Raw genomic sequence first — 24206 nt, forward strand, 5'->3', positions numbered from 1 at the left:
TCGCTGGCGCGCGCGACACGATCCCCATGATGATCGGCGCCGCACCCTTCGGCGTGATCTTCGGCACGCTCGTCACCTCGGGCCCGCTTTCGCTCTGGCACGGCCAGTTCATGTCGCTCGCCGTGTTCGCCGGCTCCGCGCAGTTCATCGCGCTCGGGCTGATCGCTTCGCACGCGAGCTTCGCGGTGATTTGGGCCACCACGTTCATCGTGAACCTGCGCCACGTGCTCTATAGCGCGACGCTCGCGCCCTATATCTCGCACCTGCCGCTACGCTGGCGGCTCGTGCTCGGCAGCCTGCTCACCGATGAGGTCTTCGCCGTCGCGTGGGCGCATTTGCGCCGCCATCCGCCCGGCGACGACGTCTCGCCGTGGCATTTCCTCGGCTCGGGCCTCTCGATGTACCTGAACTGGCAACTCTGGACCGCGGCCGGCCTGCTGTTTGGCGCGGCGTTCCCGGGTCTGCAGTCGCTCGGCCTCGATTTCGCGATGGTCGCGACCTTCATCGCCATCGTCGTGCCACAGCTGGTTGCCTTGCGCTACCTCGCCGCCGCCGCGACTGCGGGCGCGCTCGCCTTTTTCTGGCAGGGCTGGCCGTACAAGCTCGGGCTGCTCGGCGCCGTGCTCGCGGGCGTGGTCGTGGGTGTCGTGCTCTCACGGCCAGGTTCGTCGCGCAGCGCCCGCGCCGGCAGCGAGTCCTCCCGCAAGTCCCCCAACGTCCAACGCACCGCAGGAGCCGGGCAATGAACTACGTCGTCCTGATTCTCGGCATGGCCCTGATCACCCTGGTCATTCGCACTGCGGTGTTCGTGCTCGGCGACCGGCTGGTATTCCCGCCGCTCGTGCGCACCGCGCTCGGCTTCGTGCCCGTCACCGTGCTCACGGCCATCATCGTGCCGATGGCGGTCTCGCCCCACGGTCAGGGCGCCGAGCTGACCTGGCGCAACCCGCAGCTCGTCGGCGCGCTCGCGGCGATCGTCGTCAGCGCGCTCACGAAGCGCCCGCTCCTCACCATCGCGATCGGGCTCGGCGTGTTCTTCCTCTGGCAAGGCGTTGTCCTGCGCTAGAGGCAAGCGTCGCCCCTTACGCTCAAGTTTCACCCCGGAGCGCCGTTAAACCCGTCAGGGCCTGCTCTGGCAGGCCACTGCTCGAACGGCGAGAGCACGCGAGAAGCGACAAGGATTACACCGGGGCAACCACAATGGGGCATATCACCCTTAACCTGAAGGACGAAACGCTTGCGTCGCTGCGCAAGGATTTCGACGCGTTCCTGCGCGTCTCGCTCAAACTCGACCCGCAATTCGCCACGCCGGAATTCGAGGACTACCTGCGCGCGAAGCTGCTCGACAACATGACGCCGCTCACGGAGCACGCCGTCCAGCGGCTCCTGCAAGGCGGCCAGTACGCGTGGGCCAAGCGCACGCTCGACAAGGAATTCCCCGAGGTCGTCTCGATCCTGATGCGTCAGGCAGGCGAATTCGGATTCGGCTTCGCGTCGCGGCCCGAGTGGACGCCCGACGAACTCTCGAAGCAGTGCCGCGACTGGGCGGCGGCCATCGTGAGCGAAGCCCAGGGCGACGACACGCTGGTCGACCCGCTGGCGGCACAGATCAAGTCGGGCGTGCAGGACATCCAGGCCCTCGAAGAGTCGATGCAGACGCCCGCGTGGCGCCTCACCGAGTCGTTGCGTCAGCGTGTGTACGAAGCGAAGATCGGCTGTGAACAGGCGAGCGGCAGCGCGGCGCGCGAGCGTCTGGGCGAGCTGCGCGGGCTGCTGAGGCTCGGCGTGACGCATGGCGTGTTCCAGAAGCAGGAAGCGCAACAAATCATGGAATATCTGCGCCTGCTCAAGCCCGAGATTTTCGTCGAGGAGCCCGACGATGTGTTCACGCGCCTCGCCGCGTGGATGCGCAACTTCTTCATGCCGCCGCAGCGCAGTACGGCACGCGAGCAGCGGCGCTAAGCGCTGGCGCGCCGCCTGAAAACGGCGCGCGCCCCGCTTTCCCCCTCAATCCCACATCTTCCTGAGCTTCGCGGCGATCTCGACCTTCGCCTGCGCCGCGGCGGCGAGTCCGGCCGCGCTCGGCGCGCTCGCCACGGGCGCGGGCGGCCATGCGCGGGATTCGAACAGCGGCAGCATGGGCGTCGCGATGAAGCGCGTGCGCGAGGCCCACACGTGCCGGTCGCCCGACGCCACCTGGTTGTGCACATAAAAGCGCTGCGGCACGACGATGTGCAGATCCTCCTTCGCGCGCGTCATCGCCACATAGAGCAGCCGCCGCTCCTCTTCCAGCTCCTCGTCGCTGCCCGCGCCGAGATCGGACGGAATGCAGCCGTCCACGCCGTTGAGCACGAACACGTTGCGCCACTCCTGACCTTTCGCCGAATGGATCGTCGAAAGGATCAGGTAGTCTTCGTCGAGCAGCGGATCGGCGGATTCGGCGCTCGTCGCGTCGGGCGGATCGAGCGTGAGTTCGGTGAGAAAGCGCTCGCGCGAGGCGTAGGTGCTCGCAATGCTCTCCATCTGCAGCAAGTCGGCGAGACGCACCTGGGCGTCTTCGTGATTGCGCTCGAGATGCGGCTCGTACCAGCGCCGCACGCGCTCGAACTCGGCCGGCCACGGCGTCGAGCGCATCGAGAGGCTGTCGATGAGCGACGCAAACGCCGGCCAGTCCTCGGCCGCGCGCGGCGGCGGCGCGAAAGCCGCGAGCGCCTCGGCGGCGCGATACGCGCCCGTGCACGCTGACACCTGGTCGAGCAGGCGCGCGGCGTTGGCGGGCCCGACGCCCGGCAGCAACTGCGTCACGCGAAACCCCGCCACACGGTCGAGCGGATTCTCGGCCCAGCGCAGCACCGCCAGCACGTCTTTCACGTGCGCGGCGTCGAGAAAACGCAGTCCGCCGAACTTCACGAACGGGATATTGCGTCGCGCCAGTTCGATTTCGAGCGTCGCGCTGTGGTGCGCCGCGCGAAACAGCACGGCCTGTTGCTTGAGCTTCATGCCCGCTTCACGCGCCTCGAGAATCTGCTCGACGACATAGCGCGCCTGGGTGGCCTCGTCGGCCACCGTGACGAGGCGCGGGCGCTGCTGCGAGGGGCGTTCGGTCCACAGGTTCTTGGTGAAGCGCTCGGCGGCGGCGTCGATCACGGCGTTCGAGGCGGCGAGGATCGGCGCCGTCGAACGGTAATTGCGTTCGAGCGTCACCTGACGCGCGGGCGGGTCGAACTGCGCCGGGAAGTCGAGAATGTTGCGCACGGTCGCGCCGCGAAACGAATAGATCGCCTGGGCGTCGTCGCCGACCACGGTGAGGCCGCGGCCATCGGGCTTGAGCGCGAGCAGGATCGAGGCCTGCAGGCGGTTGGTGTCCTGGTATTCGTCGACGAGGATGTGATCGAAGCGGCCCGCGAGATCGGCGGCGATGGCCGGCTCCGCGGCCATGTGGGCCCAGTAGAGCAGCAGGTCGTCGTAGTCGAGCACGTTCTGCTTCTGCTTGGCGTCCACGTACGAGGCGAACAGCGCACGTAGCTGCGGCTCCCACTCGAGGCACCACGAGAACGAACGGTTGAGTACATTGGCGAGCGAGTCGCCCGTATTGACCGCGCGCGAATAGATCGCGAGGCAAGTCGATTTCGAGGGGAAGCGCTTTTCTTTGGCCGAGAAACCCAGCTCGTGGCGCACCAGATTCATAAGATCCGCGGAATCCTCGCGGTCGTTGATCGTGAACGCCGGCGACAGGCCGATGTGATCCGCGTACTCGCGCAACAACCGCGCGCCCACGCCGTGAAAGGTGCCCGCCCAACTGAGCCCTTGCGCGAGCACGGCGGCCGCGCCTGGGGCGCTGGCAGCGATACGCGCCACGCGCCGCGTCATTTCCTGCGCGGCGCGCCGCGAGAACGTGAGCAGCAGGATGCGGTGCGGGTCGGCGCCACCCGCGACCAGATGCGCGACGCGGTGCGCGAGCGTATTCGTCTTGCCCGACCCGGCGCCCGCGATCACGAGCAGCGGGCCCGGCAGCGCGGAACCGGGCGCGTAGCCCGCTTCGCCGCCGTGTTCGACGGCCTCGCGCTGCGCATCGTTGAGTTTCGCGAGCCACGCGCCAACGGCATTGGCTGCTTCGGCGCGCGCCTGGCTGGCATCGGAGACGGAGGAATCGGCAACGGAAACGGTGGACACGGCGGGCGCTGGGACGATGAACGTGGCGAATCGGGAAGGAGCGATGCATACTGTATATCCATACACCATGCGTCCGCAAGCGCCTGATTCCACGGCGATCTGGCGGGATTTAACGACAACGCCACGGCGCGTTTCGCTGCCGCCGACACCCGGGAGCCGCCAGACAAAACGGCGGCGCCCGTTGCCGGACGCCGCCGCTCACAAGACCAGGCACAAGGTCGGCGCCCCAAAGGCGCGGGCGCCTTCGGCATCAGCCGATCGTTACTGCGACTGGCCGCCCTGCTGCTGGGCCGACATGCCGTTCATCTGGTCCTTCATTTCCGAGTCGTTGGCCTGACGGTCGGCCTTGTGGTTGATCTTCGCGTCCTTCACCTGCGCCTTGTACTGCGACTTCGCCTGCTTCTTCGCGTCGCCGTACTCGGCGTTCGCCGACTTCTTCGCGCTGCGGTATTCAGCGTTCGCCGCCGCGTTCGCGTTGCGCTTTTGCACCAGCGGGTCGGCGGACTGCGGTGCGGTCAGGGCCTGCGGCGCGGGCGCGGGCTGCGCGATCCCTGCGGCCGCCGGCGCCTGGCTCGGCGCCTGCCCGGTCATCTGGCCAGGGGCAGCGCCCGGCGCCATGGCCGGCGCGCCGGAAGGCGCCATCGTTGGGGCTTCGCCGGCCTGTGTCGCGCCCTGGGTCGCGTTTTGGGCATACGCGCCCTGCGCAAATACGGCGGCAGTGGTCACGGTGGCAAAAGCGGCGGTAGCAGTGAGCAGCTTGGCGATCTGGGTCATGGCGTATCCTCTTTGCAGTGGTTCCGAAGGCGCTTATGCGGTGGGCAAGCCCGCCACAATCGCGCCCCGGCTCGACGGAACCGCACCAGAAAAACTCGAGCGGCGCTGTCGATCCGGGTGAAACCATTTTGGTATGAAGATCGCCGCGGGGTCCCGCGACGTTACTCAACGTTTCATTTACTGACGAATTCATAACATCTGGCCCCTGGATGTAACGATGCGCTGGCAGGCGCTGCCGCGAGCCCGCCATCGCTTATGATGCTCACCCGTCGCGCGCTAGCCGCACGCCTTTCGAATTTGAATCCGCCATGCCCAACCTCGATTTCACGCTGACCGGCGACTACGTCGAACTGCACAACCTCCTGAAGATCACCGGACTCGCCGACAGCGGCGGCTCGGCCAAGCAGATGGTCGCCTCGGGCGCGGTGAAGGTGGACGGCGAAGTCGAGCTGCGCAAGACGTGCAAGATCCGCGCGGGCCAGGCCGTGCTGCTCGGCGACACCCGCATTGCCATCAAGGCGAGCGAGTGAACCCCGCCGGAACTTGCCCGCAGGCGCCGGCTATGCACCAGATTTGAGCATCTGGATCGACAAGGTCGCTGTCTCGCAATAAGCTTTCAGTTTTGACAGACGAACCCTGCCGCGCGGCGCGCTTATCTCGCGCCGCTTGTTTTTCATGACTCGAACTACGCTTTCCCGCCGCGCCGTTGCCGCGCCGCCCACGCTGCGCCGCCATGCCGCCGACACCGCCCGCCTCGCCGGGCCGCTCGCGATCGCCCAACTCTCGCAGATGGCGATGAGCGTGACCGACACGGTGCTGCTCGGCTCGCTCGGCGCCGACGCGCTCGCCGCGGGCGGCCTCGGCGCCAACCTGTTCTTCGTGGTGGTCACCGTGCTGCAGGGCGTGCTGACCTCGGTGAGCGTGAGCGTCGCGCAGGCGCGCGGCGCCGACAACGAAAGCCACGTACCGCACATCTACTGGACCGGTTTCGCGCTGTCCCTGCTGCTTTCCGTGCCGGCGTTCGCGTTGCTCTCGTTCGCCGAGCCGATCCTGCGCGCCCTCGGAGAGCCGACGCTGCTCGCGCATCACATCGGCGAATACACGGCCGTGCTGCGCTGGGGCGCGCCCGCCAGCCTCATCGGCGTGGGGCTCATGCGCTCGTTCCTGCCCGCCATCGGCGCGGCGCGGCGCCTCCTGTGGGTGTCGGTGGCGTGCGTCTTCATCAACGGCTTTCTCAACTTCGGCCTGATCCACGGTGCCTGGGGCCTGCCGCGCCTCGGCTTTCTCGGCTCGGCGGTAGCGACGACCATCACCGTGTGGCTCACCGCGTTCGTGCTGATGGCGCTGCTGCACCTGCGGCCTTCGCACCAGCGTTTCGTCGTCGCGCGCCGACCGACGGCGCCGCTGATGGGCGAACTCTTCACGATCGGCTGGCCGGTTGCGATCACCTATGCGGTCGAAGCGACGCTCTTTCTCGCCACCGGCCTGCTCGCCGGCCTGCTCGGCGAGACGCCGCTCGCGGCGCACCAGATCGCCCTGAACGTGGCCTCTGTCACGTTCATGGTGCCGCTCGCGATCGGCCAGGCGGCCAACGTGCGCGTGGGTTACTGGTCCGGCGCGGGTGTGCCGAGCGCGGCACGCCATGCGGGCTTCGTCGCGCTCGGGCTCGGCGTCGGCTTCATGTCGCTCTCGGCGCTCGTGATGGTGCTGGCGCCGCACTGGATCGTCGGGCTCTACCTGCATCTCGACGACCCGGCCAACGCGCACACGGTCTCGCTCGCCGCCACGCTTCTCGGCGTCGCGGCCATCTTCCAGATCGTCGACGGCGCGCAGACCGTGGGTTCGGGCTGCCTGCGCGGCCTGAAGGACACGCGCGTGCCGATGCTCGCGGCCACGCTCGGCTACTGGGGCATCGGCTTTCCGCTGGGCTACGTGCTGGCGTTTTACTTCGGCCTCGGCGCGCTCGGGCTCTGGTGGGGGCTCGCAGCCGGGCTCACCACCGTCGCCGTGCTCATGACATGGCGCTTTCACCGGATGAGCCTGCGCTCGCAGGCTCACGCCGCCGCGGCGGGCCGCGCGGGTTGAAGCGCGGGTTGAAGCGTTCACTTAACCGACCGGGCCGCACCGGCTCGACCGGTTAAAATACGCGCCAGGCGCCGCAAGCGGCGTCCGTCCCACGAGGGCAAGAACAGTACGCTGCATGGGACTGGACCGGGCGCTAAAGCGCCAACGCCAGTCGACACAGGAGACAGCCGCGCCCCGCGAGCGCCGCCGGCCACCCCGGCACCGCTTGCCGTGCGCCAACGCACAACGAACCCATTCACGGACCGCCCCTTCATGCTCGCCCCGATTACCCGACTCTTCCCGCTCTGGGCCGTCCTCGTTTCCCTGCTGGCCTACTTCGATCCGGGCCTCGTCGCGCCGATCGCGCCGCACGTCACGACGCTCCTGATGATCATCATGCTGGCGATGGGCGTCACGCTCTCGTTCGCCGACTTCCAGCGCGTCTTCACGCGGCCCGCGCCGGTCGCCGCGGGCATCTTCCTGCACTACCTCGTCATGCCGCTCGCCGCATGGGCGATCGCCAAAGTGCTGCACATGCCGCCCGACCTCACGGCGGGCATGGTGCTCGTGGGCAGCGTGGCGAGCGGCACGGCGTCGAACGTGATGATCTATCTCGCGCGCGGCGACGTCGCGCTTTCGGTGACGATCAGCGCGCTCTCCACCCTGGTCGGCGTATTCGCGACGCCGCTGCTGACCCGTCTTTACGTCGATGCCTCGATCGTCGTCGACGTGCACGGCATGCTCATGAGCATCCTGCAGATCGTCGGCCTGCCGATCGCCATCGGCCTCATAGTGAACCGCCTCGCGGGCGCGCTCGTGCGCCGCGTCGAGCCGGTGCTGCCGCTCGTCTCCATGGTGTCGATCCTCGCGATCATCGCCGCCGTGGTAAGCGGCACGCATGCGAGCATCGCCACGGTCGGTCCGCTCGTCGCGCTCGGTGTGGTGCTGCATAACGGCATCGGCCTGCTCGGCGGCTACTGGGGCGGCCGCCTGCTCGGCTTCGACGAATCGGTGTGCCGCACGCTGGCCATCGAAGTGGGCATGCAGAACTCGGGTCTCGCCGCGACGCTCGGCAAGCTCTACTTCTCGCCGCTCGCCGCCCTGCCCGGCGCGCTTTTCTCGGTATGGCACAACCTCTCGGGCTCGGTGCTCGCTGGCTACTGGGCCGGGAAGCCGGCGCGCGGCAGCACGCGCGATGCGCAAGGCGCTGAGAACGCGTCGACCGCGCGCGTCTGATCAACCGCAGACCTTTCCGGCCGCGCGCAATCGTCAGTTGCTTGCGGCCCGGAAATTGCATACGCAGCGTGTCCGCCGCCGCAAGACAGGCAGGCCGCTTCCCGTAGAATCTTCGCGAAGCCGTGCAATGAAAACGAACCATCATGCGGCGCGCCGCCATGGAGAATCCGTTTGCCCGTGCATCCCGCCCGATCCGAAACCGTTTCGCAACGCATGACCTTGCGGCGCGTCCCGCCGCAAGCCCTGCCTGGAGCCCCACGGCGAGCCTGCTTCGCGCTCGTTTGCCTCGCGCTGATCGCCGGTTGCGCGACGCGCCCGCCCGCCACCGACTACCCGCGCGAGACGAGCGCGGCGCTGCCGGCACAGCAAGCCAGCGCCACGCCGCTCGGCGCCGCGCTCGCCGCCCCCCTTGCCGCTCACCCCGACGAATCGGGATTCCGCCTGCTCGCCACCGGCACCGACTCGCTGCAGATGCGCGTCGCGCTTGCGCGCGCGGCGACGAAAACGCTCGACATGCAGTACTACATCGCCAACGAGGACACCACCGGCAAGCTGCTGCTCGGCTCGGCGCTCTATGCGGCCGATCGCGGCGTACGCGTGCGCATGCTGGTCGACGACCTGAATTTTCACGACATCGACCGCCTGATGGCCGCGCTCAACAGCCATCCGAACATCCAGATCCGCGTGTTCAATCCGTACGGCAGCACGAGCGAATCGATGTACCTGCGCACGCGCAACTTCTTCACGAACGTCGACCAGTTCACGCGCCGCATGCACAACAAGGCGACGATCGTCGACAACGAAATGGCGATCGTCGGCGGCCGCAATCTCGGTGACGAGTACTTCAACGCGAGCCCGACGATCGACTTCCGCGACCTCGACGTGCTCACGGCGGGCCCGGTCGCGCAAAGCGTCTCGGCAAGCTTCGACGAGTACTGGAACAGCTCGATCTCCTACCCCCTGCGCGTGCTCAATCATCAGAAGTTCGACGCACACGATCTCGACGCTGCACGCGACGACCTGCGCCGCCACTGGCACGAGAGCGCCGAACCCTACAACGCCAAGCCGCTCAACGCCACGCCGCTCGCGCAGCAGATCGCGGGCAACACGCTCGGGCTCGTCTGGGCGAAATGGGCGTTCGTGGCCGACTCGCCCGGCAAGATCGCGGGTGCCGACAAAGGCGAGCTGGGCGACGCCATGCGCGCGCTGCTCGATCGTATCCATCAGGCGCACAGCAGCGTGCTGGTGTTCTCGCCGTACTTCGTGCCGCACGACACGGGCGTGCAAACTATCCGCGCGCTCACCTCGCATGGTGTGCGTGTGGCGATCCTCACCAATTCGCTCGCCGCCACCGACGCCGTGGCGGTGCAGGCCGGCTACAGCCCCTACCGCGTGCCGCTGCTCGAGGCCGGCGTCGAGCTCTACGAGTTCAAGCCGCAGCAGGAGGAGCACGACGACGAGCAGCGCTTCGGCGTGGTCGGTTCGCGCTCGCGAGCGAGCCTGCACGCCAAGGCTTACGTGATTGACGACAGCACGCTCGTGATCGGCTCGCTCAATCTCGATCCGCGCTCGGCACGCCTGAACACCGAGCTTGCGCTCACCATCGAGAGTCCGCCGATCGCGCATGAAGTCGCCGACCTGTTCAAGCGTGCGACCTCGCCGCAGGTGAGCTACCGCGTGACGCTCGCGACGCCCGAACAACTGGCGCTGCTCAAAGGCACGACGGTCAACTCGGCGCTCGTCTGGACCGACGAGGAGAACGGCATGATCCGCACCTACAACCTCGACCCTGGTGCGGGTTTCTACAGAAATGTCCTAACCGGGCTATTCTTGCTGTTGCCGGTCGATAGCCAGCTTTGAAGCGGCTTTGAGCGCACGTCGCTATCGGGCGAGCAAAACGTAGAACGCTTGACTCGCAAGCCGCGCGAGCCGAAGGCGCCGCCTCAATCACCGGAGGAACAAATGACCGCAAGCAACGAAAGCGTCCGCATGGAGCGCGACACGTTCGGCGAGATCGCCGTGCCCGCCCAGCAGCTTTGGGGCGCGCAGACGCAGCGATCGCTGCAGAACTTCCGCATCTCCACCGAAAAGCAGTCGCCGGAACTCATCACCGCGCTAGCGACGATCAAGCGCGCTGCAGCCGAAGTGAATCTCTCGCTAGGCGTGCTCGACGAGACCAGGGCGCACGCGATCGTGCAGGCCGCCGACGAGATCATCGCGGGAAAGCATCCGGGCGAATTCCCGCTTGCGGTCTGGCAAACGGGCTCCGGCACGCAAACCAACATGAATCTCAACGAGGTGATCGCGAACCGCGCGAGCGAGATTCTGGGCGGGGAGCGCGGCGAGGCGCGCAAGGTGCATCCGAACGACGACGTCAACCGCGGCCAGTCGTCCAACGACGTGTTCCCGACCGCGATGCACGTGGCCGCCGCCTACGGCATCGTCAAGCATCTGCTGCCGGCGCTCAAGACGCTGCGCAATACGCTCGATGCGAAGGCGAAGGCCTTTGCCGACATCGTGAAGATCGGCCGCACGCACCTGCAGGACGCCACGCCGCTCACGCTCGGCCAGGAGTTCTCGGGCTATGTTGCGCAGCTCGATCACGGCATCAAGCACGTGGAATCTTCGTTGCCCCATCTGTATGAACTCGCGCAGGGCGGCACGGCCGTGGGCACGGGCCTGAACGCGCATCCGCAGTTCGCGCACAAGGTGGCGGAAAGCATTGCGAAGCTGACGGGCGTGCCCTTCGTCACCGCGCCCAACAAGTTCGAGGTGATGGCCGCCGCAGACGCGCTCGTGTTCGCGCACGGCGCGCTCAAGACCGTAGCGGCGAGCCTCATGAAGATCGCCAACGACATTCGCTGGCTCGCGAGCGGTCCGCGCTGCGGCCTGGGCGAGCTGTCGATTCCCGAGAACGAGCCGGGCAGCTCGATCATGCCGGGCAAGGTGAACCCTACGCAGTCGGAAGCCGTGACAATGCTCTGCTGCCAGGTGTTCGGCAACGACGTTGCCGTGAACATGGGAGGCGCGAGCGGCAACTTCGAGCTGAACGTGTTCCGCCCGATGATCGCGCACAACGTGCTGCAGTCCATCCGCATGCTCGCCGACGGTGCGCTCAGCTTCAACGATCACTGCGCGGTGGGGATCGAGCCGAACCGCTCGCGCATCGACACGCTGCTCAACGAATCGCTCATGCTCGTGACGGCGCTCAATCCGCACATCGGCTACGACAAGGCCGCGCAGATCGCCAAGAAGGCGCACAAGGAAGGCACCACGCTCAAGGCCGCCGCGCTCGCGCTGGGACACGTGACCGAGCAGCAGTTCGACGAATGGGTGAAGCCCGGCGAGATGGTCGGCAACGCGAAGAAATAAGGTCTATTTGCAGGGCTGAAATGCAAAACGGGCGGCGTGGTTCAAACCCTCGCCGCCCGTTTTTTCATGCTGGCGCAACAGCGTGCCTGCGTGTCGACCCTGCTTAAACCTGCCCTTTCGCCACTTCCTCGGGCTTGAGTTCGACGATCGCGTCGAGCGCTTCCTTCACGTCGAGCGCGTACTTCGCGAGGCGCTTCTGCTCGTCCGTTTCTGGCACGTAAGTCGGCACGGGAATCGGATTGCCGTTTTCGTCGACGGCCACGAACACGATCAGGCAGTCCGTGGTGAGCCGTAGCTGGCCGCTCTTCGGATCGCCGGCATGCACGGTGATGTGAATATGCATCGACGTGCGGCCCGTGGCGACCACGCGCGCGCGCAGCTCGACCATGTTGCCGACGAGAATCGGCCGTCGAAAGCGGATATTGCCCACGCTCACCGTGACGCAATAGCGGCCGGACCAGACCGCGGCGCACGCATAAGCCGTCTCGTCGATCCACTTCATCAGCGCACCGCCGTGCACTTTGCCGCCGAAGTTCACCGAAGTCGGCTCGGCGAGGAACCGGAACGTCGTTTCCGAACGGTCCAGCGGCTGGGTAGGCGTCTTCATCTCGGCTTGGCTCATGGCGAAAAGCCGCGTACGGCGGCTCGTATGGTGGGGTAAGGAGGCGTTGATTATACGAGCGCAATAAGACAGAGAGTCGCAGCCGCCTGCCAAACGCCATCGGCGGTGTTTCTAGCTCGCCGCGAATCGCGCCCGATAGTCGAGGGGCAGCACGCCGTAGGACCTTTCGAACGCGCGCCGCAGATTCTGCTCGGTGCCGAAACCGCAGTCGGCCGCAATGCGCTTGAGCGGGCGGCGCGACTGCACGAGCGCGTGGGCGGCGGCCTCCACGCGCATCGCCGCGACCGTGCGCGCAGGCGTGCGCCCCACTGCGTCGACATATCGGCGCGCGAACGTACGCGGGCTCATGCGCGCTTCTTCGGCCAGACGCTCGACGCTCAGCTCGCCGTGCAGGTTGGCGGCCATCCAGCCGTGCAGCGCGTCGAACTCCGCGCCCGCGCTGGCCTGGGCCGCGAGTGCCTCGCTGAACTGCGACTGGCCGCCGGGCCGCTTCATGAACACGACGAGGCGGCGCGCCGCCTGCATCGCGACCGCATGGCCGCAGTCCTCCTCGATCAGCGCGAGCGCGAGATCGATGCCCGCCGTCACACCCGCCGACGTCCACACCACGCAGCCGTCGCGCTCGTCGCGGATAAAGATCGGCTCGGGATCGACTTCGATACGGGGAAAACGGCGCGCGAGCTGCGCCGCGTTGCGCCAGTGCGTGGCCGCGCGGCGACCGTCGAGCAGCCCCGCTGCCGCGAGATAGAACGCCCCCGTGCAGACCGACGCGACGCGGCGCGCGTGCGGCGCGGCCGCTGCGATCCAGGCGACGAGTTCGGGTTGCAGCGCGGTGGTGTCGTCGATGGGGACGCCGGGGACGATCAGCGTGTCGATCGTGGCAGGGTCGAGCGTGTCGAGCCGTTCGGTGACGATGGGCATGCCCGCGAAGGTGGGCAGCACGCCGCCGGCGACCGAGGCAAGCGTCGTGCGGTAGGCGCAGGGATCGCCGCCGCGGATACCGCTCGCGACACGCATCGTCAGCTCGGCGCGCCAGAACGCCTCGACGGGACCGCAGGCGTCGAGCAGCACGAGCTCCGGCGCGACGGCGAACACGACATGGCGTGCGGGCGTTTGGGACGGCGGTTGAGACGGCATGGCGGCGGACTCGATGCTGACGATCTGTCTGCATCATCGCACGCGCGCCTTTGGCAGTCAGGCCAAAGCAACATCAAAAACTGCCAGATGATGCCAGGCCGCTCACTTGTGGAACGTGATGCCCTCGTCGATCGTGCCGTACATCGTGATGCCGCTGGCACCGCTCGACGACGGCGCGGAACCGCCTGCGCAGGCGGTGCACAAGGCGGCGAGCGCGGCGACGGCAAAAAGAGCGAGGAAGCGTTTCATGAAAGGCCGGGCCGATTGCGTGAATGAACGATTTTAGCGCGGGGCTCTGGCGCACCGCAGTATGTACCGCCGCAGGCAATGCCTCGACCTCACCGCGGGGATCTCGAGTGGTTGCAATCGACACTTCACCATAGACTGAAACGTCGAATGCGACAATTCGCTAAAGTCACGGTGTGGGCGGCGTCAGCCGCCATCGCAACCATGAAGGAGCCGCCATGAGCCTTCCCGCCACCGACGAGTCGAGCCACTTCCCGGGCCTCGCACGCGTTGCCGCACTCCTCGCCGATCCGGGCCGCGCCGCCATGCTGTGGGCGTTGATGGACGGCAGCGCGCGGCCCGCGGGCGAACTCACGATGATCGCGGGGCTGTCGCCTTCGGCGGCGAGCGGCCACCTCGCGCGCCTGACCGACGGCGGGCTCCTCGCGCTCGACGTGCGCGGCCGCCACCGCTACTACCGCATCGCCAACCCCGAGATCGCTGCGGCGATCGAGGCGCTCATGAACGTCGCGCAGGTGTCCAACACCGTCGCCTCGCAACGCCCGGCGCCGCGCCCCGCGCGTACGGTGCCCCTCGAGATGCGCCATGCGCGCACCTGCTATGACCACATGGCCGGCGAAGTGGCCGTGCGGGTGTTCGAACGTCTCGTGGACGGCGGCCTGCTGGTGCGCGACGGCGACACCCTCGAAGCCACCCCCGAGGGCGCAACGCGTCTCGCGGCCTGGGGCGTGGACGTGGCGGCGCTGCGCGCGCGGCGGCGGCGCTTCGCCTGCACCTGCCTCGACTGGAGCGAGCGCAGGCCGCACCTGGGCGGCGCACTCGGCGCGGCGCTGCTCGATTCGTGGACGCAGGGCGGCTGGATCGAGCGCACGAGCCGCCCGCGCGTGTTGCGCATCACACCCAAGGGACAGCGCGAGTTCGACGCAATCGCCGGTGCCTGAGACACCAGCTGCACGCGCGGAATTAGCTGACAATTACCGTACAACATCGCCGATTTCGCGCGCAAAAATGCGCGTTTCGCGCGCAAAAATGCGCGTTTCGCGCGCGGTCACACGTTCTGTTACATCTGGTGCATAAGCCTTAACAAATCCGTGAGCATGGAAACAAGCCCGCCGGATACAGTGCCCTGCATGGGATAGCGCTAAACGCTGCGGCAGCAAAGCGCCAAATCCCATCGACAGGAGAACAATGATGACGCGCACACCTACGATCACCCAGTTTCGGCGCACTTCGCGCCGCACGCTGTTTGCGCTCGCCGCGCTCGCGGCGCTGAACCTCGCAGCCGCGCCCGCGGTCTTCGCGCAGGCAGCGCCGCCCGATGCCGCGACCGCCCCCGCTGCCACGGGCGGCGATCCGCCGAGCCGCGTCGCGCGTCTGGACTACATGGCCGGCGCCGTGACCACCGAGCCGGCCGGCGCGAGCGACTGGTCGTACGCGCAGCTCAACCGCCCGCTCACGACCGGCGACCAGCTCTGGAACGACGCCAATGGGCGCTCGGAAATGCACATCGGCTCGACGGCGGTGCGCCTCGGCGCGCAAACGAGCCTCGACGTCCTCAATCTCGACGATCAAACCGCGCAGCTCAAGATCGCGCAGGGCACGCTCTCGACGCGTGTGCGCGAAGTGCCGCCCGGCAGCTCGTATGAAATCGACACGCCGAACCTCGCACTCGGCGTGACGAGCCCCGGCGACTATCGCGTGGATGTGGCACCCGACGGCAGCAGCACGACCGTCACCGTGCGCAGCGGGAGCGTGACCGTGTACGGCGAAAACGGTCAGACGCCGATGACGGCCGGCCAGCAGATCCGCTTCGCCGGCACCGACCTGCAGCAGGTGGCGAGCGACCAGACGCCGCCGCCGGACGCCTTCGACCAGTGGGGGCTCGCGCGCGACGCCGCCGAGGACCGCTCGGTCTCGGCGCGCTATGTCTCGCGCGACGTCCCGGGCTACCAGGACCTCGACAACAACGGCACGTGGCGCAACGATCCGCAATACGGCGAAGTCTGGACGCCGAACTCGGTGCCCACCGGCTGGGCGCCGTATCACGACGGCCACTGGGTGTGGCAGGCGCCGTGGGGCTGGACGTGGGTCGATGACGCGCCCTGGGGCTTCGCGCCATATCACTACGGACGCTGGGCTTACGTCGACGATTCGTGGGCGTGGGTGCCCGGGCCGGTCGTCGAAAGCGCGCCGCCCGTCTATGCGCCGGCGCTGGTCGCGTTCGTGGGCGGCGGCGACGGCGGCACGGACTGGGGCGTCAACCTCGCGGTAGGCGGCGTCGCGGCCGCGGGCGTCGCGTGGTTCGCGCTCGGGCCGGGTGAGCCATGGCATCCGCACTGGGGCGGCTGGAGCCCGCACTACTACGAGCGCGTGAACCAGACCGTCGTCGTCAACAACTACCGGCGCGACGTCAACATCACGAATATCAACGTTCACAACACCTACGTGAACTATCGCGCGCCGGGTGCGGTGACGGCGGTACCGGCCACGGCGTTCGTCCACGGTCAGCCGGTCTCGCGGTTCGCGCAGCGTGTCGATCCGCAGCAATGGCGCAATGCGCGCATCGACCCGGGCACGCCTGGCATCGCGCCTGTGAAGGGCAGCTTCGGGCCCAACATGCGCCGCGCCGACTACCGGCCGCCCGCGGCGCTCAATCAGCGTCAGGTCGTCGCCACGCGCGCGCCCGTCGCACCGCCCGCATTCCACGACAACCTCGCGCAGCGCTTCGCCCACGCCGGCGGCACGGTGCCGGGGGCAGGCGCGCCCGTGGTGCGCGTCTCGGCGCCGGCGCATGCGCCGTCCTCGCCGTTCTCTGCCGCAGCTCACGGCGCGTGGCCCGCACAGAACGTGCGTGTCGTGCCGCCGCACTCACCGGTGCTTGGTGCGACGGGCAGGCCGGCGGCCCCGCAGGCGCAAGCCGGCCGTCCGGACATGCCTGGCGGCGCCCCCCAACCGGGCGCCGCAGCCGCCAACGCCATGCCGCGTGGCCCCGAACATGGCCAGGCGGGCATGCCGCCTGCTGCCGCGCAGGAACATGGCGTGCCGCGTCCGCCGCAGTTTGCGGGCCGGCCCGGAGGCGGCGCGCCTGCAGCCGGTCAGCCCGGCCCGGGCGCGATGAACGCGGCCAACGCGGCGCGCGGCGAAGTGCATCAACCGGCCTGGACACAGCCGCACGCGCCGATGGCCACACGAGGCCAGCCGGGCAGCAACGAGGCAGGCCGCCCGCCCGCCGTCGCGATGCAGGAGCAGCGTGACGCGGCGCGTGGCCAGCCGCAGCCGCAAGCGCAGCAACGGATGCCCGAGCCAGCCGCGGCGCAGCACGGCCAGCAGATGCCGCAGCAAGCCGAGGCGCGGCCGGCGCAGCAGCCCGCGGCGCGCCCCGAGTTTCATCCGCAAGCGCAAGCGCAGCCGCAACCGCAGCCGCAACAGCGTGCCGAGGTCCGTCCGCAAGCCCAGCCGCAACCGCAGCAGCGCGCCGAGGTCCGTCCGCAGCCCCAGCCCCAGCCGCGTCAGGAATTCCATCCGCAGCCTCAACCGCAGCAGCGCGCCGAAGCCCGTCCGCAGCCGCAACCGCAGCCGCGCCCGGAATTCCATCCGCAGCCCCAGCCCCAGCCGCAGCAGCACGCGGAGGCCCGCCCGCAGCCGCAGCCCCAACCGCGTCCGCAGCCGCAGCCCGCGCCTCATCCGCAAGAGCGTGCAAGCGGTGGCAATCACGACGATCGCCACCACGGCTGATCGACGCGCCGCCAACGAAAAAGCCCGCGAACGTCGCCGTTCGCGGGCTTTATTCATGGCGCGGTCATACCGGCCACTCACGCAAATGCAAGCGCCTCACACTGCCATCGGCGCGGTCAGCGGCTCGTGATGCCGGTAGTCGACGAGCGAGAAGTCCGACGGCTCGACCTTTTCGAGCCACTGAGGCTCGTAGACGCCCGTCTTCGCGTACTCGGGCACGCGCTCGGAGATGGCCAGACGCGGGCTCGCGTACGGCTCCCGGCGCAGCTGCTCGTTGAGCATATCGAGCTGGTTCTCGTAGATATGCGCGTCGCCGATGAAGTACGTGAACCAGCGCGGCGTATAGCCCGTGAGCCGGCCCACCAGGTGCAGCAGCACCGCGCCTTCGGTGAGGTTGAACGGCGTGCCGAGGCCCACATCGTTGCTGCGGATGTAGAGGCACAGCGAGATTTCGCGCTTTGTCGGGTTCGGCAGGAACTGGTACAGCAGATGGCAAGCCGGCAGCGCGATCTCTTCGAGCACGGCCGGATTCCAGCCATGAAACAAAATTCGCCGGTCGGTGGGGTTGCTCATGATCGTATCGAGGCACTGACGCAGCTGGTCCACCGCCTTGTAGAGCAGCACCTTGGAGCGGCCATCCTCGGTAAATTCTGCCACGCGCGCATAGCCGCGCGACTGCGCGTCGACGAGCTGTGCGGCGGCGTCGCCGTCGAGCACCTTGTAAGCAGGCCAGCGCCGCCATTGCACGCCGTACACGTCGCCCAGGTCGTCCGTGCCCTGGCGGTACGGGTTGGCGAGCCACTGGGCGTTCTCGTTCGCGTTGGCGTCCCAGACCTTGCAGCCCAGCGCCCGGAAGTCGGCTGCGCTGCGCGAGGCGCGCAAAAATCCGATCAGCTCACCCACGGCCGACTTGAATGCCAGCTTCTTCGTCGTCACCGCGGGGAAGCCTTCCTGCAGGTCGAAGCGCAGCATGGCGCCCGGCTGGCTGATCGTGCGGATGCCGGTGCGGTTTTCCTGCCAGGTGCCGGTGTCGAGAATCGAGCGGACGAGCTCGAGATACTGTTTCATGCGCGGTTCCCTCGTCGGGCACGTGGCGCCCGGTTCGGATTCAGGATGGAAAAGGAGGATTTTACCCGGCGCGCGCGTCCCGGGTCGGCCGCGCCGAAAGCGCAAGTGCATCACGCAACGGTGACAAGGGCGGAACGCCCACAGGACGGACTACGACGAGCCCGGAGAAAGTCTCGCGACGCTATAAGACGCAGCGAAACGAAACGCATGGCAAAGGCTGCGCAAAGCGACGGCGCGCGATCCACGCGTAGAGCACGAAAGTGCCGGTCGCCTCAATCGACGTCAAGCGCCCTCAGGCAACCCCACTCCGCCTCAACCGCCCGAAGCCAGGCCGCCCGGATGCGGCGCGAGCGGCTCGCTTTCCATATGGCGCATGCCATGCGCGCACAAGAGCCGGTACAGCGTCACGCGGGAGATGCCGAGTTCCTGGGCGGCGTCACCGAGGCGGCCGCGGTGGCGTAGCAGCGCAAGTTCGATGGCCTGGCGCTCGGCGGCTTCACGCGCCTGGGCGAGCGAGACCGGCACCACCTCGACGTAGTCGCCGAGTTCGAGATCGCGCGCCGTGATCGCACGGCCCTCCGACATCACGATGGCGCGCCGCACGCGGTTGATCAACTCGCGCACGTTGCCGGGCCAGCTGTAGTTGTGCAGGGCGGCGATGGCGTCGGGCGAAAAGCCGCGCAGGCGCCGGCTGCCGTCCTTCTTGAAGCGCTCGAGCATGTGTCGCGCGAGCAGCTCGATGTCCTTGCCGCGCGCGCGCAGCGGCGGCTCGTCGATCTGCAGCACGCACAGACGGTGATACAAATCCTGGCGGAAGCGCCCTTCCACCATCGCCGCGCGCATATCGACGTGCGTGGCCGAGATGATGCGCACGTCCACGGGAATCGACTGATGACCGCCCAGGCGCTCGATCTTGCCTTCCTGCAGGAAACGCAGCAGGCTCGCCTGGCTTTCCATCGGCAGGTCGCCGATTTCGTCGAGAAAAAGCGTGCCGCCGTTGGCCGATTCGACCCGGCCGATCTTGCGCTGGCTCGCGCCCGTGAACGCGCCGCGCTCGTAGCCGAACAGCTCGGACTGCAGCAGGTGCGGGGGAATGGCGCCGCAGTTGATCGGCACGAACGGCGCGCTGCGGCGCGCCGAGCGCTCGTGGATCGCCACCGCCGTGAGTTCCTTGCCCGTGCCCGACTCGCCGGAGATGAACACCGGCGCATCGGTCAGCGCGACCTTGCGGATCGAGCGGAACAGCGCCAGCATCGCCTCGCACGAGCCGACCATTTCGCCTTCGGTGCCGCCCGTGGTGTCGTTCGAGGCGACTTCGCAGAGCGAGACCATGCCATACGCGTGGCCGACGGAATCGACGATCCGATCGCCGTTCCAGGGGACCGTTACGTAATCGAAACAGTAATCGCGCACCAGACGGCGCAGCGTTGCGTCCTGCAGCTGGCCCGTCGTGGTCGCAGCCACCCAGCCGACATTGGGCAGCGTGAGGCACGGCTCGAACGAGCCGATTTCATGTAGATGGAATTCGCTGGAAAGATCGAGCAGCCCGCCCGCAGGCATCCCTGCGCGCAGAGCGCGCCGCGCGTCCCGTGCGTTGCCGACGATCTCCACCTGCCAGCCACGCTCGTGGAACCGCTCGTTCAACGCTTCGACCGGTTTTCGCGTCACGTACACCAATTGCCGCGTTGCAGGTTCCATTATTCAGATCCTCTTGCCAACACCATCGTTTGGGAATGACGGCACGCACCTGAATGTACAGACACGCAGCAAAAAGCGGCTTTCGCGTACCTGAAAAACAGTGAACGCGCATGCTTTTGCTGACAGTGAATCCCCGAGTTGTGGCGTGTGTGTCAACTTGCCCAGTTGCGGGCGTTTTCTTTTAGGCATTACGGCTTTTTCTGAAGCTTACTATAGCCTCGTGGCACTTGGATAGAATTTATGCAATGGGAATGGATAAGGGACCGATGGAAATGTTTCCACTAGTTTTCCGGCATTTTGTCAGTGCAGAAAGAATTACGGATGTTTCCTTTCTCTCAATAGTTAAGTGTCTGGCGCGCAAACGTTCTCCTTTGAAACCCGTATCGCATTCCAAACGGGTTTAAACAGCCCCACGTTTCAGCGCTGAAACATTTTGGCGAATATCCGCCATTCAAAATTTGCAGAGAATAGTGCGGTTCGAAGCGTATCAATGGATTGCGGGCGATGGCACACGTTTCGCTAAATGTCTCGCATCAGGAGATACGCCATGCGACTCAACATCCAGCAGGTCCGGCGCAGTGTCATTGGCTACGGCAGTGCATGTGCCGCCATGCTCGTTCCCGCCGCCCTCCTCCTCCTCTCGCCCGGTGCTCGCGCACAGGCAGTGGACGATGCACCTACCGCGCCAACTGCGGTTGCCAGCGTCGCCAGCGCCACCCCGGATGTCGTTCCTGCAACACCTGCGGCACTCGTTCCCGCCACGCTAGCAGTGGGCACGCCGGCCAGCGACGCGACTTCGACCGCCGCGGCCCCGGCCAGCAACACGGCCGCCAGCGCCCCCGCCCCGGCCGACCCCGTCGCCTTTGGCAATGACAGCGTCTTCGCGGGCATCGGCTCTCTCGACGACCAGACGCTTTCGCGCCAGCGCGGCGGCGCCGTCGGCATGGTGATGATGGCTGCCACCCCGCAACTGATGCGCGGCAACAACAACGTGACGCTCTGGGACGAAATCGCGCCGCCCGCACCGCTGCCGATCCCTGTCGACGCGACCCAGAACACGCAGGGCAACCTCGCGAGCTACACGAGAAAGTAACGATGAGATAGCACCCGCGCCGCTTGCGGCGCGGTGTCCTGGTTCGCTGCGAACACGCGCGACCAGGACGAAATGACCGGACGAGGCGCCGATGTGCCGACTCCGGCCAGGAGGAGACCAGCATGAGAGCACGCAATTCGACGCGCGGCGCCCGCCGCCGGTCGGTCCAGTTCGCCGCCGCCCTGTGCGGCTTACTGGCCGCGAGCGTCACGGCGGGCGTGGCCGCCCAGCAGGTCACGAACCCTGGCGACGTCATCGTCGAACGAGACATCACGCCGCGCAGCGCTTTCGACAACGTGCCGAAGAATCAGGACCCGGTGCTCGTGCGCGCCACGACCTTCCCCAAGAACAGCTTCGACCCGGCGATGGCGACGCTCGTCACCGACACCGATCTCACCAACGCGCACGGCTCGAGCGGCGTCAACGCGAACGGCGCATTGAGCGCGCAGACCGCCGGCGTCCAGGCGCTCACGCGCATTCTCACGGGCAGCGCAACCGGCTCGAATGTGGCGGCCGGTGCCGGCGCGACCGGCGGCGTCGGCGCCGGTCTCGGGGGCACGATTTCCTCGACGATCACAGGCGCGCTCGCCCCACTTTCGGGCGCCATGGGAGGCATGAAATGAGCCGTTCTGTCCAGACGTCACGCGCGTGGCGCACGGCGCTTTCCGGCGCGCTTGCCGGCGTCGCCGCGCTCGCCTTCGCGAGCGCCGCGCAGGCCCAGGTGAGCGTCGGCGCGACGGCGAGCATCGCCCCGGGCGCCGCCACCTCGACGACCGGCGCGCTCACGGTGAACGAGACCGCGGGTGTCGACAACGCGCAGGCCAACCAGCTGACGATCACGACCGGCAACGTGTCGATCAACGTCAACGGCGACGAGCAGCTCGCCAGCGTCACGGCGCGACTCAAGGGCGCGAGCGCGACGATAGGTGCAGGAGCTTTTGCAAACGCGAACGGCGCAATGATGGTGAATCAGTCGGCGGGCGTGGGCAATGTCCAGCGCAACACTGCTCTCATCAGCAGTGGTGCGATTGGTGTAGTGGCGGTCTCGGACGGCGAACTGTCCGCGGCGGCTGCTCAAAACGGCGGTCAGGGGCAAATGGCCCAGGCAGGGGGTATTCGTGAGGTACGCATCGACAATGCGGCATTCAGGAATGCGACGGGCCTCGTGCAGGTGAACCAGACGGCCGGCGCCGGTAACGCTACGGCAAACAGTTTTGTGCTCCGTCCCCCGGCGGGCACTCTTTTTTAACTGACCACTCAGTATCGGAGCGAAATCATGAAGCGCACCCTCATAGCAGCGGCAGTTCTTGCGTCGGCGGTAGGCTCCGCTCACGCGGCAAATTCGGCGTATCTCTTCAACGCCACAGGCGTCACGCAATACGTGGGCATCGAAGGCTTTGTCGCGCTGTTCGGCTGCGTCTCGGTTTCGAGCACCGCCGGCGCCGTCATCAACAACAACCAGACCACCGGTGGCGGCACGCTGCTTCCGCAAGCGCAAAGCTACAACAGCGGCAAGATCACCACGGCAGTGAACAACACCACGTGGAGCGTGACGGGCACGGGCAGCAATTCCTTCTCGAAGTCCTCGAGCTCGAGCGAGTCGAGCAGCTCGTCGTCGTCGAGCAGTTCGTCGCATTCGCATCAAGTGAATGCGTCGAACTCGAAGAGCTCGTCGAGCAACTCGAGCTTCAGCAAGACCTTCAACGCAAGCGCGAGCGCCGACTATCACGTCGCGACCGACAATGGCAGCACACATGACCACACGACTGCCAGCACCTATAGCGACACAGGCAGCGCGGCCCTTGGCACGAGCTACAGCAGCGTAGGCAACAACACGTCGACGAAGTCGCAGAGCGGCAATGGCAGCCTCCAGGCCAACGCATCGTGGTCGCACACCGGCAACCACCGGAACGGCTCGGCGGGCATCGACCTCACTGGCTCGGAAAGCACGTCGCACACCACGACCAACTCGCACAACAACAGCGACACGACGAACGTCGGCGCGGCCTGGTCCGTGAACAACAACAAGAATACGAGCAACAGCTCGACGACCGCCAATACGGCTCATGCTGACGGCACGGCCAGCGCCGCGCTTTCGACGAGCGTGAACGGCACGAGCGAAAAGTCGAAGAACTCGTCGAGCACGTACGCATCCATGTACAGCTCGTCGAGCTCCAGCTCGGATTCGCATAGCCACTCGTCGTCGCGCAGCTCGAGCTCGAGCAAGAGCTGGGGCTACAACGTGAGCGACTCGCTCAACACCGTCGACGAGCACACCACCGGCTCCGTTACGCAGCATATCAACACACAACAGGCGGGCACGCTCGACGCCAATACCGGCAACGGCGCAGCAACCGGCGTGACGGGCAACCTCGGCGTGAACATCGCTGAAGGCATCAACAACGCGCAAAGCAACGACGTCGCGCTCGCTTCCGTCGACATGGGCAACGTGTTCGGCAACGCGCAGATCTTCAACACGCAGGCGTCCAGCGGTAGCGCCCACGTGAAGAACTTCAACCTGAACGCGTCTGTCGGCGACGGCTCTCTCGCCAACGTATCGGGCAACGTCGGCGTGAACGTCGCATCCGGCATCGGCAACGCGCAGAACAACAGTCTTGCGGGCTCGGTGACGACGGCAACCCCGGGTGCCTACTCGACGGTTGCGATGGTCGCGACGGATAACAGCTCGCAGAACGCCAACATGTCGGCAGTCGGCCAGTTCCAGGGTACGGCCAGCCTCGGCGCCAATACGCTCACCGGCGCGCAAGGCAACATCGGCGTGAACATTGCCGGCGGCATCGGCAACCTGCAGCACAACGGCATGGCAATCGCCGCGATGAACAACGGCCACTAAGCACGATTGGCAGCACTGCAGGAACTGGGCTCGCCCCAGGCAGAAAACGCAGCAAGCAACGCGCGCCGGCTGTCCCACCGCAGCCGGCGCGCATACCAGAAGGCAGGAGACCACCATGTCCGGGCCCGTATCGA

22 protein-coding genes are annotated in these 24206 nt (G+C 67.1%); 14 read left to right on the forward strand and 8 right to left on the reverse strand.

All coding sequences use genetic code 11. The features are described from left to right. The first annotated feature begins 26 nt into the window (after positions 1-26). The 3 genes from AB4Y36_RS00970 (at position 27) to AB4Y36_RS00980 (ending at position 1962) form a co-directional block, all read left to right on the forward strand. Positions 27-746, forward strand: coding sequence for an AzlC family ABC transporter permease (locus tag AB4Y36_RS00970; RefSeq protein ID WP_368682285.1), 720 nt, complete (start codon positions 27-29; stop codon positions 744-746). Continuing rightward, positions 743-1066 carry an AzlD domain-containing protein gene (locus AB4Y36_RS00975; RefSeq protein WP_069262594.1) on the forward strand — a complete coding sequence of 108 codons (324 nt, stop codon included), beginning with the start codon at positions 743-745 and terminating at the stop codon, positions 1064-1066. Before AB4Y36_RS00970 ends, AB4Y36_RS00975 begins: the two co-directional genes overlap by 4 nt. 134 nt (positions 1067-1200) lie before the next feature. Then, positions 1201-1962, forward strand: coding sequence for a DUF4088 family protein (locus AB4Y36_RS00980; RefSeq protein WP_254354957.1), 762 nt, complete (start codon positions 1201-1203; stop codon positions 1960-1962). A gap of 45 nt (positions 1963-2007) precedes the next feature. Here AB4Y36_RS00980 and AB4Y36_RS00985 read toward each other — a convergent pair whose 3' ends face one another. Together AB4Y36_RS00985 and AB4Y36_RS00990 are read right to left on the reverse strand one after the other, a co-directional pair. Then, on the reverse strand, positions 2008-4242 hold the full coding sequence (locus tag AB4Y36_RS00985; protein WP_368682286.1) for an ATP-dependent helicase: 2235 nt from the start codon (positions 4240-4242) through the stop codon (positions 2008-2010). Positions 4243-4434: 192 nt separating this feature from the next. Continuing rightward, entirely contained in the window at positions 4435-4947 is a 513-nt protein-coding gene (locus tag AB4Y36_RS00990) for a hypothetical protein (protein ID WP_069262596.1), read from the reverse strand. A gap of 308 nt (positions 4948-5255) precedes the next feature. Here AB4Y36_RS00990 and AB4Y36_RS00995 point away from each other — a divergent pair, with 308 nt between their 5' ends. The 5 genes from AB4Y36_RS00995 to fumC all read left to right on the forward strand — a co-directional run bounded on the left by AB4Y36_RS00995 (position 5256) and on the right by fumC (position 11619). Next, positions 5256-5477: an RNA-binding S4 domain-containing protein gene (locus AB4Y36_RS00995; protein WP_368682117.1), complete on the forward strand. Its 222-nt coding sequence runs from the start codon at positions 5256-5258 to the stop codon at positions 5475-5477. 145 nt (positions 5478-5622) lie between these two features. Then, a complete protein-coding gene (locus tag AB4Y36_RS01000; protein ID WP_342945428.1) occupies positions 5623-7032 on the forward strand; it encodes an MATE family efflux transporter in 1410 nt (469 codons plus the stop codon). 252 nt (positions 7033-7284) lie between these two features. Beyond that, positions 7285-8247 carry a bile acid:sodium symporter family protein gene (locus AB4Y36_RS01005; RefSeq protein WP_368682118.1) on the forward strand — a complete coding sequence of 321 codons (963 nt, stop codon included), beginning with the start codon at positions 7285-7287 and terminating at the stop codon, positions 8245-8247. 213 nt (positions 8248-8460) lie between these two features. Next, positions 8461-10107, forward strand: a complete 1647-nt coding sequence (locus AB4Y36_RS01010) for a phospholipase D family protein (RefSeq protein WP_368682287.1) — start codon at positions 8461-8463, stop codon at positions 10105-10107. 102 nt (positions 10108-10209) lie between these two features. Continuing rightward, entirely contained in the window at positions 10210-11619 is a 1410-nt protein-coding gene (fumC, locus tag AB4Y36_RS01015) for a class II fumarate hydratase (protein WP_368682119.1), read from the forward strand. Positions 11620-11722: 103 nt separating this feature from the next. Here fumC and AB4Y36_RS01020 read toward each other — a convergent pair whose 3' ends face one another. The 3 genes from AB4Y36_RS01020 to AB4Y36_RS01030 all read right to left on the reverse strand — a co-directional run bounded on the left by AB4Y36_RS01020 (position 11723) and on the right by AB4Y36_RS01030 (position 13627). Next, positions 11723-12226, reverse strand: a complete 504-nt coding sequence (locus AB4Y36_RS01020; RefSeq protein ID WP_069262939.1) for an acyl-CoA thioesterase — start codon at positions 12224-12226, stop codon at positions 11723-11725. 126 nt (positions 12227-12352) lie between these two features. Next, complete coding sequence (locus tag AB4Y36_RS01025) at positions 12353-13378, reverse strand: GlxA family transcriptional regulator (protein ID WP_368616028.1); 1026 nt, start codon at positions 13376-13378, stop codon at positions 12353-12355. A gap of 102 nt (positions 13379-13480) precedes the next feature. After that, positions 13481-13627 carry a hypothetical protein gene (locus AB4Y36_RS01030; protein ID WP_176732839.1) on the reverse strand — a complete coding sequence of 49 codons (147 nt, stop codon included), beginning with the start codon at positions 13625-13627 and terminating at the stop codon, positions 13481-13483. Positions 13628-13842: 215 nt separating this feature from the next. Here AB4Y36_RS01030 and AB4Y36_RS01035 point away from each other — a divergent pair, with 215 nt between their 5' ends. Beyond that, entirely contained in the window at positions 13843-14565 is a 723-nt protein-coding gene (locus AB4Y36_RS01035) for an ArsR/SmtB family transcription factor (RefSeq protein ID WP_368682120.1), read from the forward strand. A 33-nt stretch (positions 14566-14598) separates the two neighbouring features. Here AB4Y36_RS01035 and AB4Y36_RS01040 read toward each other — a convergent pair whose 3' ends face one another. Further along, positions 14599-14826 carry a hypothetical protein gene (locus tag AB4Y36_RS01040; protein ID WP_368682121.1) on the reverse strand — a complete coding sequence of 76 codons (228 nt, stop codon included), beginning with the start codon at positions 14824-14826 and terminating at the stop codon, positions 14599-14601. On the opposite strand from AB4Y36_RS01040, the gene AB4Y36_RS01045 reads away from it, so the two are divergent. Further along, the gene (locus tag AB4Y36_RS01045; protein ID WP_368682122.1) at positions 14816-17359 is read left to right on the forward strand and encodes a DUF6600 domain-containing protein; all 2544 of its coding nucleotides are present in this window, start codon (positions 14816-14818) and stop codon (positions 17357-17359) included. The two genes, AB4Y36_RS01040 and AB4Y36_RS01045, sit on opposite strands and share 11 nt — an antisense overlap. A 96-nt stretch (positions 17360-17455) precedes the next feature. Here AB4Y36_RS01045 and AB4Y36_RS01050 read toward each other — a convergent pair whose 3' ends face one another. After that, positions 17456-18427 carry a thymidylate synthase gene (locus AB4Y36_RS01050; protein ID WP_342945423.1) on the reverse strand — a complete coding sequence of 324 codons (972 nt, stop codon included), beginning with the start codon at positions 18425-18427 and terminating at the stop codon, positions 17456-17458. A 312-nt stretch (positions 18428-18739) separates the two neighbouring features. After that, positions 18740-20125: a sigma-54 dependent transcriptional regulator gene (locus AB4Y36_RS01055; protein ID WP_069262603.1), complete on the reverse strand. Its 1386-nt coding sequence runs from the start codon at positions 20123-20125 to the stop codon at positions 18740-18742. Positions 20126-20672: 547 nt separating this feature from the next. Here AB4Y36_RS01055 and AB4Y36_RS01060 point away from each other — a divergent pair. From AB4Y36_RS01060 to AB4Y36_RS01075, 4 genes are all read left to right on the forward strand, one after another. Continuing rightward, a complete protein-coding gene (locus AB4Y36_RS01060; protein ID WP_368682123.1) occupies positions 20673-21218 on the forward strand; it encodes a hypothetical protein in 546 nt (181 codons plus the stop codon). 122 nt (positions 21219-21340) lie between these two features. Continuing rightward, positions 21341-21841, forward strand: coding sequence for a hypothetical protein (locus tag AB4Y36_RS01065; RefSeq protein WP_368682124.1), 501 nt, complete (start codon positions 21341-21343; stop codon positions 21839-21841). After that, entirely contained in the window at positions 21838-22467 is a 630-nt protein-coding gene (locus AB4Y36_RS01070; RefSeq protein ID WP_368682125.1) for a hypothetical protein, read from the forward strand. The genes AB4Y36_RS01065 and AB4Y36_RS01070 overlap by 4 nt, the downstream gene beginning before the upstream one ends. 27 nt (positions 22468-22494) lie before the next feature. Further along, entirely contained in the window at positions 22495-24072 is a 1578-nt protein-coding gene (locus AB4Y36_RS01075; RefSeq protein WP_069262606.1) for a hypothetical protein, read from the forward strand. Positions 24073-24206: the final 134 nt, after the last annotated feature.

The organism is Paraburkholderia sp. BR10936, from assembly GCF_040965735.1.
GTDB lineage: Bacteria > Pseudomonadota > Gammaproteobacteria > Burkholderiales > Burkholderiaceae > Paraburkholderia > Paraburkholderia nodosa_A.

Excerpts from the sequence above, each read along its gene's own strand:
- AB4Y36_RS00985 (WP_368682286.1), bottom strand. The coding sequence starts at position 4,242 with ATGGTGTATGGATATACAGTATGCATCGCTCCTTCCCGATTCGCCACG.
- AB4Y36_RS01025 (WP_368616028.1), bottom strand. The coding sequence starts at position 13,378 with ATGCCGTCTCAACCGCCGTCCCAAACGCCCGCACGCCATGTCGTGTTC.
- AB4Y36_RS01010 (WP_368682287.1), top strand. The coding sequence starts at position 8,461 with ATGACCTTGCGGCGCGTCCCGCCGCAAGCCCTGCCTGGAGCCCCACGG.
- AB4Y36_RS01045 (WP_368682122.1), top strand. The coding sequence starts at position 14,816 with ATGACGCGCACACCTACGATCACCCAGTTTCGGCGCACTTCGCGCCGC.
- AB4Y36_RS00975 (WP_069262594.1), top strand. The coding sequence starts at position 743 with ATGAACTACGTCGTCCTGATTCTCGGCATGGCCCTGATCACCCTGGTC.
- AB4Y36_RS01070 (WP_368682125.1), top strand. The coding sequence starts at position 21,838 with ATGAGCCGTTCTGTCCAGACGTCACGCGCGTGGCGCACGGCGCTTTCC.
- AB4Y36_RS00990 (WP_069262596.1), bottom strand. The coding sequence starts at position 4,947 with ATGACCCAGATCGCCAAGCTGCTCACTGCTACCGCCGCTTTTGCCACC.
- AB4Y36_RS01005 (WP_368682118.1), top strand. The coding sequence starts at position 7,285 with ATGCTCGCCCCGATTACCCGACTCTTCCCGCTCTGGGCCGTCCTCGTT.
- AB4Y36_RS00970 (WP_368682285.1), top strand. The coding sequence starts at position 27 with ATGATGATCGGCGCCGCACCCTTCGGCGTGATCTTCGGCACGCTCGTC.
- AB4Y36_RS01075 (WP_069262606.1), top strand. The coding sequence starts at position 22,495 with ATGAAGCGCACCCTCATAGCAGCGGCAGTTCTTGCGTCGGCGGTAGGC.
- AB4Y36_RS00995 (WP_368682117.1), top strand. The coding sequence starts at position 5,256 with ATGCCCAACCTCGATTTCACGCTGACCGGCGACTACGTCGAACTGCAC.
- AB4Y36_RS01030 (WP_176732839.1), bottom strand. The coding sequence starts at position 13,627 with ATGAAACGCTTCCTCGCTCTTTTTGCCGTCGCCGCGCTCGCCGCCTTG.
- AB4Y36_RS01000 (WP_342945428.1), top strand. The coding sequence starts at position 5,623 with ATGACTCGAACTACGCTTTCCCGCCGCGCCGTTGCCGCGCCGCCCACG.
- AB4Y36_RS01060 (WP_368682123.1), top strand. The coding sequence starts at position 20,673 with ATGCGACTCAACATCCAGCAGGTCCGGCGCAGTGTCATTGGCTACGGC.
- AB4Y36_RS01035 (WP_368682120.1), top strand. The coding sequence starts at position 13,843 with ATGAGCCTTCCCGCCACCGACGAGTCGAGCCACTTCCCGGGCCTCGCA.
- AB4Y36_RS00980 (WP_254354957.1), top strand. The coding sequence starts at position 1,201 with ATGGGGCATATCACCCTTAACCTGAAGGACGAAACGCTTGCGTCGCTG.
- AB4Y36_RS01050 (WP_342945423.1), bottom strand. The coding sequence starts at position 18,427 with ATGAAACAGTATCTCGAGCTCGTCCGCTCGATTCTCGACACCGGCACC.
- AB4Y36_RS01020 (WP_069262939.1), bottom strand. The coding sequence starts at position 12,226 with ATGAAGACGCCTACCCAGCCGCTGGACCGTTCGGAAACGACGTTCCGG.
- AB4Y36_RS01055 (WP_069262603.1), bottom strand. The coding sequence starts at position 20,125 with ATGGAACCTGCAACGCGGCAATTGGTGTACGTGACGCGAAAACCGGTC.
- fumC (WP_368682119.1), top strand. The coding sequence starts at position 10,210 with ATGACCGCAAGCAACGAAAGCGTCCGCATGGAGCGCGACACGTTCGGC.
- AB4Y36_RS01065 (WP_368682124.1), top strand. The coding sequence starts at position 21,341 with ATGAGAGCACGCAATTCGACGCGCGGCGCCCGCCGCCGGTCGGTCCAG.